The following is a 16,631-nucleotide window of genomic DNA, read 5'->3' as shown; positions in this document are numbered from 1 at the left end:
AGGGCTGTGAAAGGTGAGTTGTGAACAAGTTTGAACCCCCGCTCGGCGGCAAGTCTGCGGATCCTGAGGATGGTGTGCACCGAGGCTCCGAGCAAGCCCAGGCAGGTCAGCCCGCCCCGGCCTCGTTCTCTGGCGGCGAGCCGACCCCACCCAAGCCGAACTATGGCACGTTCTTTACGGTGTACCCGTCGGATCGGCGACAGAGCGAGGCGTGGGCCGTTTCCTTCGTTGGTATTCTCGCGGGAGTTTTCCTTGCGGCCCTGGGAGTCCTCGCGCGGGACGCGATCTTTGCTGTGGCGTCGATCATGTTCGCCGCGACCTTCGTTTCCGCGGTGGAGGCGGATGCTGGCTGGTCTCGTGGATTGGTGCGCCTCGACATGGCCCCTGATGGGTGTGTGACGGTGCGGCCCAGCATGCGCCTGACCGTCTTGCGCATCGTGACGGTCGTGTGCGCGGTTGGGGGGCTCGTGCTCTACGGACTCTCGTTGCTCGTCGGAGCGCCCTCTTTGTTGGTGCGGCTTGGGGCTGTGACCTCTTTCGCGCTCGTCGCGCTTGCGGGGGCGGTTGGCCGTTCCTTGTTCTCGTCCCCGCGGCAGGAGCGCATCGTGCTCACCGAGAATGCCGTCATGCTGTGCGGTAAAGATGGCGTGAGCTACACGATTCCGTGGGTGGCAAAGCCTGCTGTTATCGCTCATCGCCAGCGCAAGACCCTGCTGATTAAGACTGACGACGATGTTGAATGTCCGATCTCCTTCGCTCACCTGCGCATCGTCCCCTCGCGCGTCAAGGCTCTGCTCGCGTATTACCAGAAGAACCCGGAGGCGCTCGACCGTCTCGGTACCGAGGAATCGGTTGATGACGCTCTGAAGGGCTTGGGCTGGTACCGGTGGGCTCGACGGAGGCGGTGAGCGTTTGCCTGGCCCCGGCCTCGTTCATCCATCGACGAGGCCCGGGTTTAGCATGTGATGTGTGCCTCATAATCACGACCCTGGTTCGAATGTGACAATTGTTCGGTAGCTGTAAGCTGATGCACAAAATTCTTCTATCAGTGCTGACTGAAGGGTAGGCATCATGGCGCGCGGCTATCGGGCAATTCTGGAACTGGAAGGCACGGAAAGCGCGAAGCAGACCGCCGACCGTCTCTTTCACGAATGGGCGCACAAGAAGTACCCGCTCAGGGGCAGCGCAGTGCGCGTTGAGTGCGACGAGGAAGGCATCTACCGATTCGGTGAGTTGACCTCACAGAAGGGGGAGACAGCAGACATTGTCGCGACGAAACTAACGGAGACGTCCGAAGACAAGCACTACGCGCGTCAACTTCTCGAATTTGTTGAACGAAGAAGAAGTGGTGAACAGTGGACGACCCGACTGTTCGCCATGCACGCAACCAAGGAATCCCAGTATCGCGACGTGTTGTGGGTTGAGGTCACCCCTCCACGCGACAGCGAATGGGACGCAAAGCCGCCGCGACTGGTCCGAGCCCTCGTCACGGAGGGCAACGTCCACGACCACGGGATGCCGCTCTCCGATTCGCTCCAGACCATCTCCGACGAGCAACAGGTGGAAGAACTCATCGGATGGATCCGCGAGGACCGCAGGCGGGCATCCGTTGTTGTGGCAGCGCCTCTGACAGATGGGAGCGGGCAGGGGGCGCTCGAGGCGGAAAGTCGGTGGAAAGCCATTCTTGGTTCGCTCACGCGGGACTCGCTCGGCTGCGCGTCCTACTTCCTGCTCACCCCAGATGCCTACCGTCACTTCCGCGAACGGATCGGGGAGGAATGTGTCATGCCCAAGGGGAGCCTACGCACATACCTGCCAGGTTTTCGACCGGACGATCCGACGGACAGGTTCCGGCACAGGGTGCTGACTGCGGCAACGCTGCTGCGCGGCTACGACGAGACGCGCAAGAAGTTCCGACCCGAGCTGTCTGCGATCATCGCGCGCACTCCCTGCGAGTACCTGTGGGAGAAAGGCCTGGATAAAGAACTGCGCCGGGCCCAAGCGCTCCTGGACAAGAAACGCCTGACGGTGCCGACGTTCCACCCGCTGCGTGAGAGCGCGCGGACGGTGGAACTGCTCGACGAGAAGGTGCGGCGCGAGGTCGGCGCGTCGCTCTCGACCGACGCGCGTGAGACGCCTGAGGCGGCAGGGAAGAGCGGGTCTGCGTATCGCGCGACGTGTCCGGACACGCATCCCCCGTCGGCGGAATCCGCTCCGGACGTGAACGTTCCCTCAGCGGGGCTGAGCAAGCCGAGAGAACAGGCGGAGCACCTGACCTGGTACCAGCCCTTGCAACGGCTTATCCGGCGTTTCTTGCCGTTCTTCAGCCCCCGCACACCCGCCGATCTGACAAGCGGAGTGATGGCGCTGTCCAGTGGCTTAGACGCCATGAACCGTACTTACGAGGAGCTGTCGAGTGAACGGGACAAGCTCAGCGGCGAGCTCCAAGCGGCCAAGGAACTCCTGGACGGGGCGGCCGGTGACAGTGAGGAGATCCGGACCCTGAAACAGGACAACGAAAACCTCGACCGCGAGCTGAGCGAGTCCCTGGAGGAGCGGGATAGCCTGGCACGGCGCAATCAATACCTGGAATGGAAGGTGAAGAATCCGGGAGCGACTGACGCCGAGCGAGACTTCGTGGAGGAACAGCTGGATGAGCGCCCCACAAGCATGTCGGAGCTCTTTGACCGCATGACGCGGGGGAGCTTCGAGACGGTCACGAAGTACGTGGTCTTGAGTGATCCTAACGGCATGGTGGAGGACATTCTGACGCTCGACGCTTTGGTGTCGAGCCGCTATGCCGCCGAGTTCTGGAACTATATCCTCGTCCTGCGCGATTACATGCGTGCTCGAGAAGCCGGTGACTTTGCCGCAGGAAATGTGCACGATTACTTGGCGAATCCGCCGGAGGGATACCGCAGGTGTTCTGCGGCGCGCCACAAGTCGAATGAAAGTGAGACGGTCAAGGGCAACGAGAAAATGCGCCGGGAACGCACACGGCCCGTGCCGAGAGAAGTTGATCCTCGTGGGGAGATCGAGATGTGGGCCCACTTCGCGCCCACCCATTGCGACCAGAACGCCCCGCGCATGCACTACTACGCGGACACGAAAACAACCGGCAAGGTCTACATCGGCTACATCGGACGTCACCTGACGAACACGAAGACTAACTGAACGTCAGGGACGCAACTCGGCCCCGGCCTCGTTCGTGTACGAGGTCGGGGCCGAGTCCTGGGCAGCGCGCGCCCAGCGAGGAGCCGCCCTGCCGGGTAGTGCCTATCCCAGCGAGTGCTCCGCTACTTGCCTGCCGGCGAGGGGAGGCTCCAGCGCTGCGACGGCCAAGAGGACGAGCACTGCGAGATGACCGCCTGCGTGCCCTCCTGCGTCGTATCACCCGGGATCGTCAGGCACAGGCCGGACGCGCGGTTGACGAGCTGGCCGGAATCGTTGCGATCCCACATCTGGGACTCAAGCGTCGGGTAGCACGTCCACATGTGCGCGACCGTGCCCTCCTCGGTGAAGCCGCCCACCACGTCGACGCAACGATCACCGATGCGCAGGTGACCATCCTCGTACGTGACGGTCTGCGCGTCGGAGTCCCCCGCGCAGTTGGCGTTCAACACGGGGGTGCCGTCCTCGCCCTTCGGGTCCTTCGACGTCAGGCACTGGCCGAGGTCGTTACGCACCTGGCCGGTGACGGCCTCGCTCGTCGTGGTCGCGGCGTGGGACCGAGCCGCGTTCGCGGTGGGAGAGAAGACCACCATGTCCCACGAGGAGAGGCGACCCACGTTGAACGTGATCGTCGTGCGTCCCTGCTCATCCGTGCCGGTCGTGAAGTCGAGCGGGGTCGGGCGGCCACCGTCGTCGTCCGGGCTGACGGCGAAGACGGACGCGGGGACGGCCTCGCCCTCCTCCAGGTGGTAGGTGACGGACGTGTTATCGAAGGGGAGGATCCGCTTGGCTGCGTTACGCCAGTACTGGTCGTTGCCGTCCTGGTCGTCGGTGCGCAGGTTGATCAGGTGCAGGGCCGTGCCCGCGTCGGACGTCATGGTGTTCGCCCAGATCGTGTTCGCCGCCCCGTCCGTCGAGGTCGGCAAGCCCACGCCGTTAGTCGTGACGTCGACCTGGCGTTCCTTGCGCGTCAGGTTGTCGCCGTAGAGCAGGTTCTCGTAGGCAGTGGAGATGTTGTAGTAGTTCTTCATCCACGCCTGCAGGTCCGTGGACATAGAGCGCCCAGAGTTGACGAAGAACTCGTTGTCGAGCATACGCCCGTAGTCGCCGAGCTCCAGGTGGTGCGCTCCGTTGGCCGCGAACGCCGCGTCCGCGAGCTTGACGGAGTCCGTGTTGAACTCTCGGAAGGTGATGCAGTCGATGTTGACGGGTGTGTACGTCCTATCGGTGGGGACCCAGAAGGAGATCGTGTGGACGCCGGGCGTGAGCTCGACGGTCTCGGTCATGTCATCGGTCCACGTGTAGTAGCTACCCGTCGTGTTGAAGTGCACGTACTTGATGAGCTTCTGATTGGGCGTGCCCATGTCGAGGATCATCTGGTGGTAGTTGGGGTCATCGTCTTGCCTGGCGTAGCGCGTCGTGAACGTGAACGTGCCGCCCTGGCCGGCGTCCACCGTGAAGGTGACGGCGTCGCCGCCCTGGTAGAAGTCGCCCGCGTAGGCGCCGCCCGACGCGGAGTCGTCGCCGGAGAGGATGTGGACGCCGCCGCTCACGCTCGCCTGATCGGACTCGGCCTCAATGCGGGGGCCGTCCTGCGTGGGGACCGCCGGGTGCCCGGACTGAGTCGGGTCGTAGTTGTTCGCGTAGGCGGCCACGATCTGTGGCTTGTTGCCGGCCGCGTTGCGCGCGCCCTGCAGGTAGGTGGCGACCTGCTGGTTTGTTTCGTTGTGATCCCACAGTTCGGTGTAGACGTACGAGGCCGAGGACGGGCCGATCTTGTCGGTGCCAGCGCCGTCGGGCAGGTTGATGCCGGTCGCCGTGCCGGTCTTCGCGGCCGTGTCGTTGACGAGGGCCGTCAGGCCGTCGGTCAGGTCCACCGAGTTACCCGCCGCGTCCTTCTTCATGGTCTGGCCGAGCGTGTCGATGTGCGTTCCGTCAAACCCGAAGGCGTCCTTTTGGGCCACGTACTGGTCCGTGATGTAGTCGCGCCACCCCTGGGCGTTGACGTTCATCATAGTCATGTGGTTCTCGGGCTTGGGCGTCCCCTCGGGGGTGCTGACCCACCATTGGTTGCCGAGGCCTCGGCGCCAGTAGGAGCCGTCGTCGTTGCGCAGGATCCACTCGTCCTTGATGGCGTTCGTGTCGTAGCCATCGTTGGCCGCGTACGCCATGGAGTAGGCGAGCGAGCCGATGTTGGCGTTCTTGGCGTCGGTGACGTAGTCGGAGATTGTCTTCTTCGATGCGTAGGTGTTGGCGTACCACAGGGGCCACTGGTTCTCGAGGTCGCCGGTGGCGACGGGCTGCTCGTGGCGATACTGCCAGTCGTAGTACTGCAGCGCGTTGATGTGGTAGTCCTGGCTGAGCTTGTTGATGTAGTCCTGGGGCTGATGGAAGAGGAAGGACTCGTAGGTGGTATTCCCATCCGCGGCCGCCGGTGCGGTGGGCTTGAAATGGGAGAGGTAGCCCATGCGCGGGAAGCGCGTCCAGCTGGAGGAGACGTCCAGGGCGGTTTCGGCGTGCGTGCCGTCCGCGCCGGTCGCGGTCACCAGGTATCCCTGGTTGTTGTCGCCCGGCGTCGTGTAGGGCCAGGTGGCCTTGCCGTTCTCGACGGTTGCGTCGCCCGAGGCGACCTCGACTCCGAGGTGGCTGACGGAGAAGTGGACGGTGCCGTCTCCGCTCGCCTCGGCCGTGATGGTCGCCTGAGTGCCAGGCGTGTGGGTGGATTTGTCCGTGTAGGCGCGGGTGACGTGCGCCGTGCCCGAGGCGGTGGCCGGGGTTGAGCTCGGCAGCGGTAGCGCCGTCGCCGCGATGGCCGTGCCGAGCACGAGAGCGGCGGGAATGGTCAGAGGATGTCGTGTCTCCGTCACGTGTGTGTCCTTGATGGTGTTGAGGAGTCTCTTCATGGGGAGGCAGAGGGCGTGTTTAATTGTCTGTGTATCCGTCTTTTGTTTGAAAGGATTGATGCATGATGAATGATGATGATGTTGTTGTGGCTCGCGCTAGTGGGCGTGAGACGGTGGAGGAGCTTCGTCGCTCGGGGGCGTTGGATGCGTTGTTTGAGCGTCTTGATGCTGGCGAGGTCGAGATGACGGGTAGCGAGGGCTTGTTGCCGGCGTTGCTTAAGGAGGCGTTGGAGCGCGGGTTGGCCGCGGAGCTGACCGAGCACTTGGGGTATGAGAAGGGCCAGGCCAGTGGGCAGGCGCGCTCGAACACGAGGAACGGCACGACGAAGAAGACCGTGATGTCGGAGGTGGGAGCCTTCGAGATCGAGGTTCCCCGGGACCGGGCGGGCTCGTTCACCCCGCGCCTGGTGCGTAAAGGACAGCGGCGCCTTGATGGTTTGGATTCGATGATTATCAGCTTGTATGCCGGGGGGATGACGGTACGCGATATCCGCCATCACCTGGCCTCCACCCTGGGCGTGGAGGTCAGCGCTGGGACGATTTCTACGATCACTGACGCGGTGTGCGAGGCCGTCTTGGAGTGGCAGCACCGCCCCTTAGAAGCGTTCTACCCGGTGATCTACCTGGATGCGATCCGCATCAAAGTCCGATGCGATCACAGGGTGGAGAACCGGGCCGCTCACCTGGCGGTCGGAGTGGACATGGAGGGGGTCAAGCATGTGCTGGGCATCTGGGTCCAAGCCGATGAAGGCGCCTCCTTTTGGGCCCACGTGTGCGCCGAGCTGGCCAACCGAGGCCTACGCGATGTCCTGATCGTGTGCTGCGACGGACTTACTGGCCTGCCTGAAGCCATCGAAGCGACCTGGCCCCAGTCCATGGTCCAAACCTGCGTCGTTCACTTAATCCGCGCCTCCATGCGTTTCGTGTCCTACAAGGACCGCAAGAGCGTCGCCGCGGCTCTCAAGGCCGTGTACAGCGCGCCCAACGAGGAAACCGCCCGAGGGGCGCTGGAGGACTTCGCGGCCAGCGACCTGGGAGCGCGCTACCCCCAAACGGTTGCGACCTGGCAGCGCGCCTGGCAGCGCTTCACGCCGTTCTTGGCGTTCCCGCCCATGCTGCGCCGCGTCGTGTACACCACCAACGCTATCGAGTCCTTGAACTACCAGCTGCGCAAAATCACCAAGAACCGCGGGCATTTCCCCAGCGAAGAAGCCGCCGTCAAACTCTTGTGGCTCGCCATCTGCAACATCGAAGACAAAAGAGCCGCCCAGCGCCTCACAGACGCTGGCAAACCCCCCAACAAACGAACAGGACACACCCGCCTCATCGAAGGACACACCACCACCAACTGGAAACAAGCCCTCGCCCAACTCACCACCGCCTACCCCGACCGAATCACCCCCTACCTCTAACCCCCATACACAGAAAAATTGACAGGCTCGAGGCGGGCGCGTGATCGCGCGCTCTTTCAACGGTACGCCGCTTTGTCAGTAAATTAACCGACAATATAGTGAAGGTGGGCGAAAGTATCCCGCAGTGCGGACAAGGGAAAGTGTGGAAACGGTCGATTATCAACGGCTGTCAGAGGTGATTGGCTGGTCGCCGCCTCCTGATCAGGGGCGATGCGTCGCTGGGAAATGGCGGCGCGACAGAAACTGTCTAGCGTGTAGCGGGTGAGGCCCCGCCACGGACACCGGTGCATAGAGCCATCCCCGGCCTCGTGATAGGAACGAGGCCGGGGCTGGGGTGGGTGGAAATCGGGAGCGTATCGCCTCCTAGCTGGTCGCTTATACAGTAAGCTAAGGTGTGTGCCTCGCCACCATTTGCTGGTGTGTATGCGCAGAACAGATGAGATGAGCGGGGCGCAGTGGTACCTCGCATCAGGGAAAGCGGACGTTATGGGTGTGTTTGATTGGTTATGCCGTGAGCTCACTCCTCAGCAGAACTATCCGACGCAATACGGTCAGCGTCCCTCCGGGATTGTCGTTCCTCAGCTGAGTCGTCCGCTCCAGAATGGGCAGAGTGCTTTAGGGGCTGCAGCATCAGCCCCTACCTATTTCGGAGCACACAATGGGCCAAACGTGGGGTCCGACGGGTGGTTCATGCCAAAATACAACGGCCGCGACATCTGTGACTGGGGGAGTGACATTTCTGCGCTCAAGCGGTCAGGGGATCTGTCCAGGGCACTCGTTATCGCTCGGGGCTGTATGGATGCGATGATCGCCGCTGCTCGCCTGAACCCGGTGAACGTTGCGGAATACTACGTCACTCAGGTCGCGATCATTCAACACAAGCAAAAGGATTATTCGGGCGAAGTCGAGACGATCGAGCGCTGGTTGACGCTGGGGCTGCCGGCTCCGCGCGAAGATTTTCGACTGGAGCTACGCAAGCGCCTGGCGAAGGCACACGAGATGCTCGCAAAGCAGCGTGGCGAAGACCCGAGTCAATACAACGCCCAGTGGAAGCACTTTGTGGAGCTCGAGAAAGCGGCAAAGGCTGCACAGAAGGGCTCGGCTCCCATGTCAGCGACTGGCCGGTCCGCTGCGTCGCCGGATGTTTCATACGCGCGTCCCAAGTCTCGCCAGCGTTCTAGCTGGGTGGCGCCGCCCGAGGTCCTTGCGCTTCCGTCTTTTGTAGCCGTGGACTTCGAGACCGCTAATAGGCAAGGAGGAGAGTCTGCCTGTCAGATTGCGCTGGTGAAAATCTCAAGGGGGCGGGTCGTTGAACGAGCGAGCACGCTAATTAAACCGCCGCCGGGTTTTGATCGGTTTGAATTCACCTATCTGCATGGGATCTCTGCGCGCGACGTGCGCAGGTCTCCCATGTGGCCAGATATTGCTGCCTGGGTGGCTGGCTTCCATGCCGGGCTTCCGGTGTACGCGCATAATGCGGCCTTCGACGCTGGGGTGTGGAGGGAACTCGATGCCTTCTTTGGAACTCACACCCTCCCGCGGAGCTTCTTCTGTTCCTATCGAACAGCGCAGCACGTGGTCCCTGGCCTGGAAAACTACAAGCTGCCAACCGTTACGAAGGCTCTGGTGCCGGGGTTTAAGCTCAATCATCACCGTGCGGATTCCGATGCGGAGGCTTGCGCTCTCGTGGTCGCGGCCCTGCAATCCAGGCGGTGACATCCGCTCCCAAAAACGACTAGCGGTCGTCGGCTTCGGATTCCGCGGTCGCGAGGGCGCTCGTTGGGGCGTCCGCCTCCTCTTCGGGATCGCCGGGGTTCTCGTTGTCGCCGGACTCAACGGTGCTGTCAGGGGCACTGGATATGGCGGTATTTTGAGCGCCTGCCGTGCGGATCGTCTCGCGGAGCCCCCACGCAAAGAAGGCAGCGACGAAGTGGTAGGGCAGCCACGCAGTCACGAGCCACCAGTCGGACCCGCTGCCTGCGATGCCAGACACCAGTCGCCCGAACCACCACAGGATGGGTACGTCGGTGAGGACAGTACCCGCGATCACGATAGCCTTCCACGATCCGGCGCGGTCGAGAAAATCCCGGGAGATGGATGCCAACACCTGGAAGAAGGTGAAGAAGCCCATGAGACAGATGAAAGTCAACAGAACAAGGCTGGATGACAAGGAGAATACGAGCAAGACCAGGAGGCCCACTTGGAGCATCAGGTACCGGACGATGAATGTAACAATCCCTCGCGGGTCACGCGTATCTGTCATGCCCCACATCCTAACGGAGCTCTGAGGCGCGAGGTCAAGCCCCTCACGCCCTTGCGTCGCGGTGATACTAGCTAGCCCTGCAGCCAACCCCGGCCTCGTTGATTAATGAACGAACGTGGTCACCGGGACCGCTCACAGGCTCCTACACTGTTTTCATACGCCACAATAGAGGAAGGCCACTCAATGCAGCGCAGGATCAGGTGAGCATGTCGTTGAGCGGGAAAGCGAGGATGAACGATGTCGTCCACCAACCAATACCTGGAATTCGTGCTCGACCTGCTGGGCGAGCTGGACGACGTGGCGCACCGCAAAATGATGGGCGAATACGTCCTCTACTACCGGAGCAAGGTCATCGGCGGCATCTACGACGACCGCTTCCTGCTCAAGGTCACGCCCGCCTCCGAACGGCTCCTGCCCGGCGCCCCGCGCGCCACCCCCTACGAGGGAGCGAAGGAGATGCTCCTCGTCGAGGTGGAGGACCGCGACACGCTGTGCGACGTCGTCGATGCGATGTGGCAGGAACTGCCCGCACCGAAGAAAAGAAAGAAGAAGTAGGGCCCGGCCCCAACCTCGTATGTGGACGAGGCCGGGGACGGGTTCTCATCCCGCCTGACGGCAGGGGCAGCTCAGAGGGCGGAGACGAACTTCGCGAGGCGAGCCGCGTGCTCGCGCGAACGCTCCACCATGTCGGCGCGTGCCGCCTCATCCGTGCGATTCGCGTAGGAGACTCCGAACAGCGGCAGGCTCCCCGCGAACTCCATTCCCGTCAGCGCGCACGTCGCCATCGCGGGAGCCAGGAAGCGGTCGAAACCGCCCGGCTGTGCGGAGTAGTAGGACTCGCCGGCGCCTGTCGTCACCGACACCACCAGCTTCTTCCCGGCAAGCGCCGTCCCCGTCGACCCGTGGCTGAAGCCACGCACGAACACGTCCTCCACCCACTTCTGCAGGAGCGAAGACCAGCCGTACCACCACAGCGGATACTGCAGGACGATCACGTCAGCGGCGGCCAACTTCGCCTGCTCAGCCGCGACGTCAATGCGGTAGTCGGGGTAGAGGTCGTCGAGCTGGTCGACGACAGCGCCCGGAATAAGGGAAGTCAGCTCCTCCACGATGGTCTTATTCGCGAGCGAATCATCTCCGAGGCGCGGGTGACCCGACACAATCAGAACGTTAGTCATTGCGGCATCCTTTCGTTGATGCGGGCAGTCTATCCCCGGCGACCCATCGAGGAACAGGGCGAGAGGGCAGGTTTCGCGCCCGGTGAAGACACGTCTCAGGAGGGGGACGTGGAGGAGACTACAGTGGAGACATGCCCGACACAGACACCCAGCCCCTGACCCCGCGCCGCATCCTCCTCGTCATCGCGACGGGCGTCGGCGCCGGATTCCTCTCCGGACTCTTCGGGGTGGGTGGCGGCCTCGTCATCGTGCCAGGCCTCATGGCCGTCCTGCGCATGGACCAGCGCCGCGCCTCAGCCACCTCCCTTGCCGCCATCATCGTCACCGCCGCCGTCGGATCGGGCACCTACGCCCTGCACGGCGAGGTCTCCTGGGCGGGCGGCGCGCTCCTCGTCGTCGGCGCGCTCGCGGGCTCCCAAATCGGTGTGTGGCTCCTGCGGCGCCTCCCCGCCCCTACGCTGCCCTGGATCCTCATCGGCTTCACGCTCTTCGTCATCGTCTCCCAATACCTGCAGGTCCCCACGCGCGAGGGGGTCGTCTCGCTGAGGCCGGCCTCGTGCGCGCTGCTGATCCTGGTCGGCGTGTGCGCCGGCATCCTCTCCGGCCTGGTCGGTGTGGGCGGCGGATCCGTCATCGTGCCCGGCATGGAGCTCGCCGTCGGCGCGGGAGACCTGATCGCGCGCGGCACGTCCCTCCTCGTCATGATCCCCACCGGCATCGCGGGCACCGTCACCAACCTGCGTCACCGCATGGTCGACCTGCGCGTCGGCCTCATCGTCGGCGCCTCCGCCGCAGCCACCGCCCCCGCCGGGCGCCTCGTCGCCACGCTCGTCTCCCCGAGCGTCGGCGCCATCCTCTTCAACATCTTCCTGCTGTCCATCATCGCCTCGACGATCCTGAAGATGCGCAAGAAGTCGCGCGCCCAGGGCTAAACGAAATGGCCCCGGCCTCGTACAACGAGACCGGGGCCGAAACGTTTGCCGCTAGCGCGACGAGCGGATCACTCGTCGGCGGCGCTGGGGTGCGTCATATCGGCGGGAACGACCCACGCGTCGAACTCCTCGGCGGTCAGGAAGCCCAGCTCGAGGGCGGACTCGCGCAGCGACAGACCCTTGTGATGCGCGTTCTTCGCGATCTTGGAGGCCTTGTCGTAGCCGATGTGGCGGTTCAGGGCCGTCACCTGCATGAGGTTGATGTCCAGGTTGTGCTTGATCTTCTCGTAGTTCGGCTCGATGCCATACGCGCAGTGCGTATCGAAGGACACGCAGGCGTCGCCCAGCAGGCGGATGGACTCCAGGACGTTCCACGCCATGACGGGCTTGAAGACGTTGAGCTGGAAGTTGCCCTGCGAGCCGGCGAAGCCGACCGTCGCGTCGTTGCCGAAGACCTGCGTGGCGACCATCGTCATGGCCTCGCACTGGGTCGGGTTGACCTTGCCCGGCATGATGGACGAGCCCGGCTCGTTCTCGGGGATGATCAGCTCGCCGATGCCGTTACGCGGACCCGACGCGTACCAGCGCACGTCGTTCGCGATCTTCATGAGGGCGTCGGCCAGGACGCGCAGCGCGCCCGAAACCAACACCAGCGCGTCGTGCGCGCCCAGGGCGGCGAACAGGTTGTCGGCCTGCTTGAACTCGATGCCCGTCTCCTCGGAGATCTTCTTCGCGGTGAGTTCACCGAACTTCGGGTGAGCGTTCAGGCCGGTGCCCACGGCGGTGCCACCGATGGCCAGCTCGCGCGCACGCGTGTCCGCGTACTCGATGCCGTCGAGGGCGAAGTCGATCTGAGCAACCCAGCCGGAGATGACCTGGCCCAGGCGGATCGGGGTCGCGTCCTGCAGGTGGGTGCGGCCCACCATGATGACGTCGTCGAACTCCTTGGCCTTCTTGTCCAGGGTGTCGCGCAGCTGGCGCACGCGCGGGTACATGTCGTGCAGCTCGGAGACGACCGCGATGTGCATGGCGGTGGGGAAGGTGTCGTTCGAGGACTGGCCGCGGTTCACGTGGTCGTTGGGGTGCACGGGGGACTTGGTGCCCATGGTGCCGCCCGCGAGCTCGATTGCGCGGTTGGAAATGACCTCGTTGGCGTTCATGTTCGACTGCGTGCCCGAGCCGGTCTGGAAGACGACCAGCGGGAAGTTGTCGTCGAGCTTGCCGGAGATGACCTCGTCGCCGGCCTGCGCGATGTAGTTCGCGATGTCGGCGGGCAGTTCGCCCAGCTCGGCGTTGGCCAGGGCCGCGGACTTCTTCAGGATGCCGAGGGCGCGCACCATCGGGCGACCCCACACGAAGGTGTTGCGTCCAATGTCGAAGTTGTGCAGCGAACGCTCGGTCTGAGCGCCCCAGTAGCGGTTCGCGGGGACCTCAACGGCTCCCATCGAGTCGGTTTCGGTGCGGGTTTCTTGTGCCACAGGTGGCTCCTTCGCGTAGGGCTTACGTACCCTCCTAGGATAGCGCCGAGCGCGCTGTGAGGCGTGGGGCACTCGTCCTAGTCTCGCGCACGGGACGCGACGTCCAGCCTGCGCAGCAGCCACCAGGAGCACGAGCAGGACAAGCCGACCAGGCACAGTGCCACCAGGAACGGCGACAGGGGCACCCAGCCGTACAGGGCGGTGGCGCTCACGGGGGCGACGATCCAGGTGATTGCGCCGGTCGCGTTGATGATGCCGGCGATGCCGCCCTGCTCGCGCGCGCTCACCGCCAGGGACGCGCCGGCTGAGTAGCCGGGGGAGGCCATGCCCGAGGCGACGCCCATCGAGAAGGTCGAGGCCGCGACCGCCCACAGTGTCGGCGCGAGGGTCAGGCACGTGAGGGCAATAAGGGCGAGCGTCATGCCTGCGCGCAGCAGGGCGCGAGGCCCCCATCCCAGGCGTGGCACGACGATCAGCTGCATGAGCATGGCGCCCGCCGCGTTGGCCAGCAGCATGAGGGCCGTGATCGAGACGGCGGGCGCGGGCTCGAGCCCGCCGCGGTCCTGCACGAGAAAGCCCATCGTGATCTGAACGACGCCATTGGCGAAGTAGATGCCGAACACTGAGGCGATCCATGGCGCGATGCGCCGGTCGGTCCATCGCACGCGCGGGGGCAGCTCACCGTCCGTGGTCGCCGCGCTCGCGCCGTCCCCCGCTCCCTCAATCGACGAGGCCGGGGCCGCCTCTTCGGGTTCCGTGTCCTCACCGGTGCGCCTCCTTGCGGGGGTGGATGTTCCGTCGCGGGGCAGCCAGATGAGGGCGATTCCCAGCGCGACGAGGACGAAGATCGGGGTCGCGTGCACGGGCCCGAAAATCCACCACGCGCCCAGCGCCGACGAGACGAGGGAACCCACCATGACGGACAGGTTGATCGCGCCGGAGAACGCGGACGTGCCGCGCACGCGCGAGGCCTCGTCCGGGGTGACCTCGGCGACCAGGGCCTGCCCGGTCGGCGGGATCGCCGCGACGGCCGCGCCGAAGAAGGGGCCGCGCGCCGCCATGATGGCACCCGCCGCCAGGAAAGCGCCGATGGAGCCGGCCGCCCGCGCCCACACGGCCGCCGAAAAGAGCGTGCCCGCGGTGAGCGCCAAGAACAGCGCCAACAGGATGACGCGCCGGCGACCCCACGCGATCGAGCGGCGCCCCCAGAACTGGCTGAGCGCCGTCACCGCGGCGGCCGCCAGGGACACCGCCGCACCCACGATCCACTCGGGCAGCTCCAGGGCGCGAGAGAGGGGCGCGATTGACACGTTGAGCATGTTCTGCGCCGTGTACGTAAACAGCGCGATCGCCACGAGCGCGCGCAGCGTCGGATTCGTCAGCAAAGGTGATGAGGGCACAGTGCATCCTACGACGAAGGCCCCGCGCGTCGCGCGGGGCCTTGCCGGACAGGAGACGACTAGGGACGGAAACGGTGCTTAGCGCTGCACCCAGGTACTCACCCTCCAGCGGGCGTCGCCCGAGCGCTCACGCCACTCGCTATCGGAGCGCGACTCGTCCCGGCGCCACAGCGCCGGATCCAGCGGTGGCGCGTACACGAAGGTCGACCCCTCGGGGGCGCTCGCGGCCACGTCCAACTCCAGGTCGGTCACGACGGCCTCGTCCAGGAGAGGCAGAGTCTGCGCGTAGACTTGGGCCCCGCCCGTGATCCAGATGTAGGGGGCCCGAGTGCGCGCCGTTTCCTCGCGCGCAACCTCTAGGGCCTCCTCAACGGAGGAGACGACGAGCGCGCCCTCGGCCTCGTACCCGGGCGTGCGGGTGACGACGATGTTCGTGCGGCCCGGCAGGGCGCGCCCCAGGGCCTCCCACGAGCGGCGCCCCATGATGATCGGGCAGCCCATCGTGGAGGCCTTGAAGTGCTGGAAATCAGCGGGAACATGCCAGGACATGGCGGTGCCCGACCCGAGGATTCCGTTGCAATCCTGGGCCCAAATCGCGGCGAGCTTCGTCATACGGCGACCGGTGCCTTGATCGTGGGGTGGTGCTGGTAGTCGACGACGGAAATATCGTCGAAGGAGTACTCGAACATCGACGGAGCCTTCGCGAGCTCCAGGAGCGGGAACGGATAGGGGTCGCGGCTCAGCTGCTCTCTCACCTGCTCGGTGTGGTTGGAGTAGATGTGGCAGTCCCCGCCGCTCCATATGAAGTCGCCGACTTCCAGGCCCGCCTGCTGGGCGAACATGTGGGTGAGCAGCGAGTAGGACGCGATGTTGAAGGGCACGCCCAGGAACATGTCTGCGCTGCGCTGGTAGAGCTGCAGCGACAGGCGGCCATCGGCCACGTAGAGCTGGAAGAACGCGTGGCAGGGCTCGAGCGCCATCTGCGGCAGGTCGCCGACGTTCCACGCGGACACCACCATGCGGCGCGAATCCGGGTTCGTCTTCAGCGTCTCGAGGACCTGGGAGATCTGGTCGATATGGCGACCGTCCCCGGCGTTCCACGAACGCCACTGGACGCCGTACACCGGGCCCAGCTCGCCGTCCTGGTCCGCCCACTCGTTCCAGATGCGGATGCCGTGCTCCTGGAGCCAGGACACGTTCGAGGACCCCGACAGGAACCAGAGGAGTTCGCCGACCACCGACTTGAGGTGCACGCGCTTCGTCGTGATCAGCGGGAAGCCCTTGGACAGGTCGTAGCGCAGCTGCGCCCCGAAGATCGAGCGCGTGCCCGTGCCGGTGCGGTCACCCTTGGGGGTGCCCTCACGCATAATGCGCGCCAGCAGGTCCTCGTACTGGCGGTCGACGGCGCTCACGTTAGTTGATCCGCTCGTTCGTCCACGTGTGCGAGGCCGGCAGCGCCTGGTCGACGACCGAGTGCTCGATCGTGCAATTGCGCTTGATCGAGGCTTCGGCACGGCGCAGCAGGTCCGCGATCTCCTCGTCGGACAGGGCCGACATGTCCTGCACCAACTCGACGTCCACGTGCGTGAAACGATCGCTCGCCTGGTCGTAGTCGGCGGACACGCCGACGAACTGCTCGAAATCGTCGCCCAGGCGAGCCGCCATGCGCGCGTCCGAGCTCATTGCGTTGCAGCCCGCGATCGCGAGCTTGAGCAGGTCGCCGGGGGAGAAACGGCCAGGGCCGTGCCCGACCAGAATCTCGGCGCCATCCTGGTTGCGGGCGACGTACTCGCGCACGCCCGTACGCTGCATGTACAGGGACTTCGGGGTATCACTCATGGGACTATTGTCGCGCCGAAAGACCCCGCCCGCCCAGCCAAAGCGCCGGGCGGGC

The 16,631-nt window shown here is 64.7% G+C and carries 14 protein-coding genes; 6 read left to right on the top strand and 8 right to left on the bottom strand.

All coding sequences use genetic code 11. The annotated features are described in order from the left end of the window. Positions 1–20 precede the first annotated feature (20 nt). Together QU663_RS07225 and QU663_RS07220 are read left to right on the top strand one after the other, a co-directional pair. Entirely contained in the window at positions 21–908 is an 888-nt protein-coding gene (locus QU663_RS07225) for a hypothetical protein (RefSeq protein WP_021611809.1), read from the top strand. Between the two features lie 163 nt (positions 909–1,071). After that, positions 1,072–3,174 carry a hypothetical protein gene (locus QU663_RS07220; RefSeq protein WP_021611808.1) on the top strand — a complete coding sequence of 701 codons (2,103 nt, stop codon included), beginning with the start codon at positions 1,072–1,074 and terminating at the stop codon, positions 3,172–3,174. 122 nt (positions 3,175–3,296) lie between these two features. Here the strand turns inward: QU663_RS07220 and QU663_RS07215 are convergent, their stop codons facing one another. Further along, positions 3,297–6,038: a glycoside hydrolase family 66 protein gene (locus QU663_RS07215; protein ID WP_034481240.1), complete on the bottom strand. Its 2,742-nt coding sequence runs from the start codon at positions 6,036–6,038 to the stop codon at positions 3,297–3,299. 98 nt (positions 6,039–6,136) lie between these two features. On the opposite strand from QU663_RS07215, the gene QU663_RS07210 reads away from it, so the two are divergent. Continuing rightward, complete coding sequence (locus QU663_RS07210; protein WP_304990534.1) at positions 6,137–7,486, top strand: IS256 family transposase; 1,350 nt, start codon at positions 6,137–6,139, stop codon at positions 7,484–7,486. Between the two features lie 795 nt (positions 7,487–8,281). After that, positions 8,282–9,202 carry a 3'-5' exonuclease gene (locus QU663_RS07205; RefSeq protein ID WP_021612534.1) on the top strand — a complete coding sequence of 307 codons (921 nt, stop codon included), beginning with the start codon at positions 8,282–8,284 and terminating at the stop codon, positions 9,200–9,202. A 19-nt stretch (positions 9,203–9,221) separates the two neighbouring features. Here the strand turns inward: QU663_RS07205 and QU663_RS07200 are convergent, their stop codons facing one another. Continuing rightward, positions 9,222–9,749, bottom strand: coding sequence for a hypothetical protein (locus QU663_RS07200; protein WP_034482021.1), 528 nt, complete (start codon positions 9,747–9,749; stop codon positions 9,222–9,224). 237 nt (positions 9,750–9,986) lie between these two features. Here QU663_RS07200 and QU663_RS07195 point away from each other — a divergent pair, with 237 nt between their 5' ends. Next, positions 9,987–10,304 (top strand): TfoX/Sxy family protein, encoded by a 318-nt coding sequence (locus tag QU663_RS07195; protein ID WP_021612537.1) that lies wholly within the window; start codon positions 9,987–9,989, stop codon positions 10,302–10,304. A gap of 71 nt (positions 10,305–10,375) precedes the next feature. Here QU663_RS07195 and QU663_RS07190 read toward each other — a convergent pair whose 3' ends face one another. Beyond that, a complete protein-coding gene (locus QU663_RS07190; RefSeq protein ID WP_021612538.1) occupies positions 10,376–10,927 on the bottom strand; it encodes an NAD(P)H-dependent oxidoreductase in 552 nt (183 codons plus the stop codon). A gap of 131 nt (positions 10,928–11,058) precedes the next feature. On the opposite strand from QU663_RS07190, the gene QU663_RS07185 reads away from it, so the two are divergent. Beyond that, entirely contained in the window at positions 11,059–11,859 is an 801-nt protein-coding gene (locus QU663_RS07185; RefSeq protein ID WP_021612539.1) for a sulfite exporter TauE/SafE family protein, read from the top strand. 68 nt (positions 11,860–11,927) lie between these two features. On the opposite strand, the gene fumC is transcribed toward QU663_RS07185, so the two are convergent. From fumC to QU663_RS07160, 5 genes are all read right to left on the bottom strand, one after another. Beyond that, positions 11,928–13,337 (bottom strand): class II fumarate hydratase, encoded by a 1,410-nt coding sequence (gene fumC, locus QU663_RS07180; RefSeq protein WP_034482013.1) that lies wholly within the window; start codon positions 13,335–13,337, stop codon positions 11,928–11,930. A 77-nt stretch (positions 13,338–13,414) separates the two neighbouring features. Further along, complete coding sequence (locus QU663_RS07175; protein ID WP_034482014.1) at positions 13,415–14,737, bottom strand: MFS transporter; 1,323 nt, start codon at positions 14,735–14,737, stop codon at positions 13,415–13,417. Between the two features lie 78 nt (positions 14,738–14,815). After that, the gene (locus tag QU663_RS07170) at positions 14,816–15,349 is read right to left on the bottom strand and encodes a dihydrofolate reductase (RefSeq protein WP_021612542.1); all 534 of its coding nucleotides are present in this window, start codon (positions 15,347–15,349) and stop codon (positions 14,816–14,818) included. Beyond that, on the bottom strand, positions 15,346–16,149 hold the full coding sequence (locus tag QU663_RS07165) for a thymidylate synthase (protein WP_021612543.1): 804 nt from the start codon (positions 16,147–16,149) through the stop codon (positions 15,346–15,348). The genes QU663_RS07170 and QU663_RS07165 overlap by 4 nt, the downstream gene beginning before the upstream one ends. 1 nt (position 16,150) lies before the next feature. After that, positions 16,151–16,576, bottom strand: a complete 426-nt coding sequence (locus tag QU663_RS07160) for an OsmC family protein (protein ID WP_021612544.1) — start codon at positions 16,574–16,576, stop codon at positions 16,151–16,153. Positions 16,577–16,631: the final 55 nt, after the last annotated feature.

This window comes from Schaalia sp. HMT-172 (assembly GCF_030644365.1).
Taxonomy (GTDB): Bacteria; Actinomycetota; Actinomycetes; order Actinomycetales; family Actinomycetaceae; genus Pauljensenia.
The sequence above is the reverse complement of the archived record's forward strand: the minus strand, read 5'-3'. Positions and strand labels throughout refer to the sequence as shown.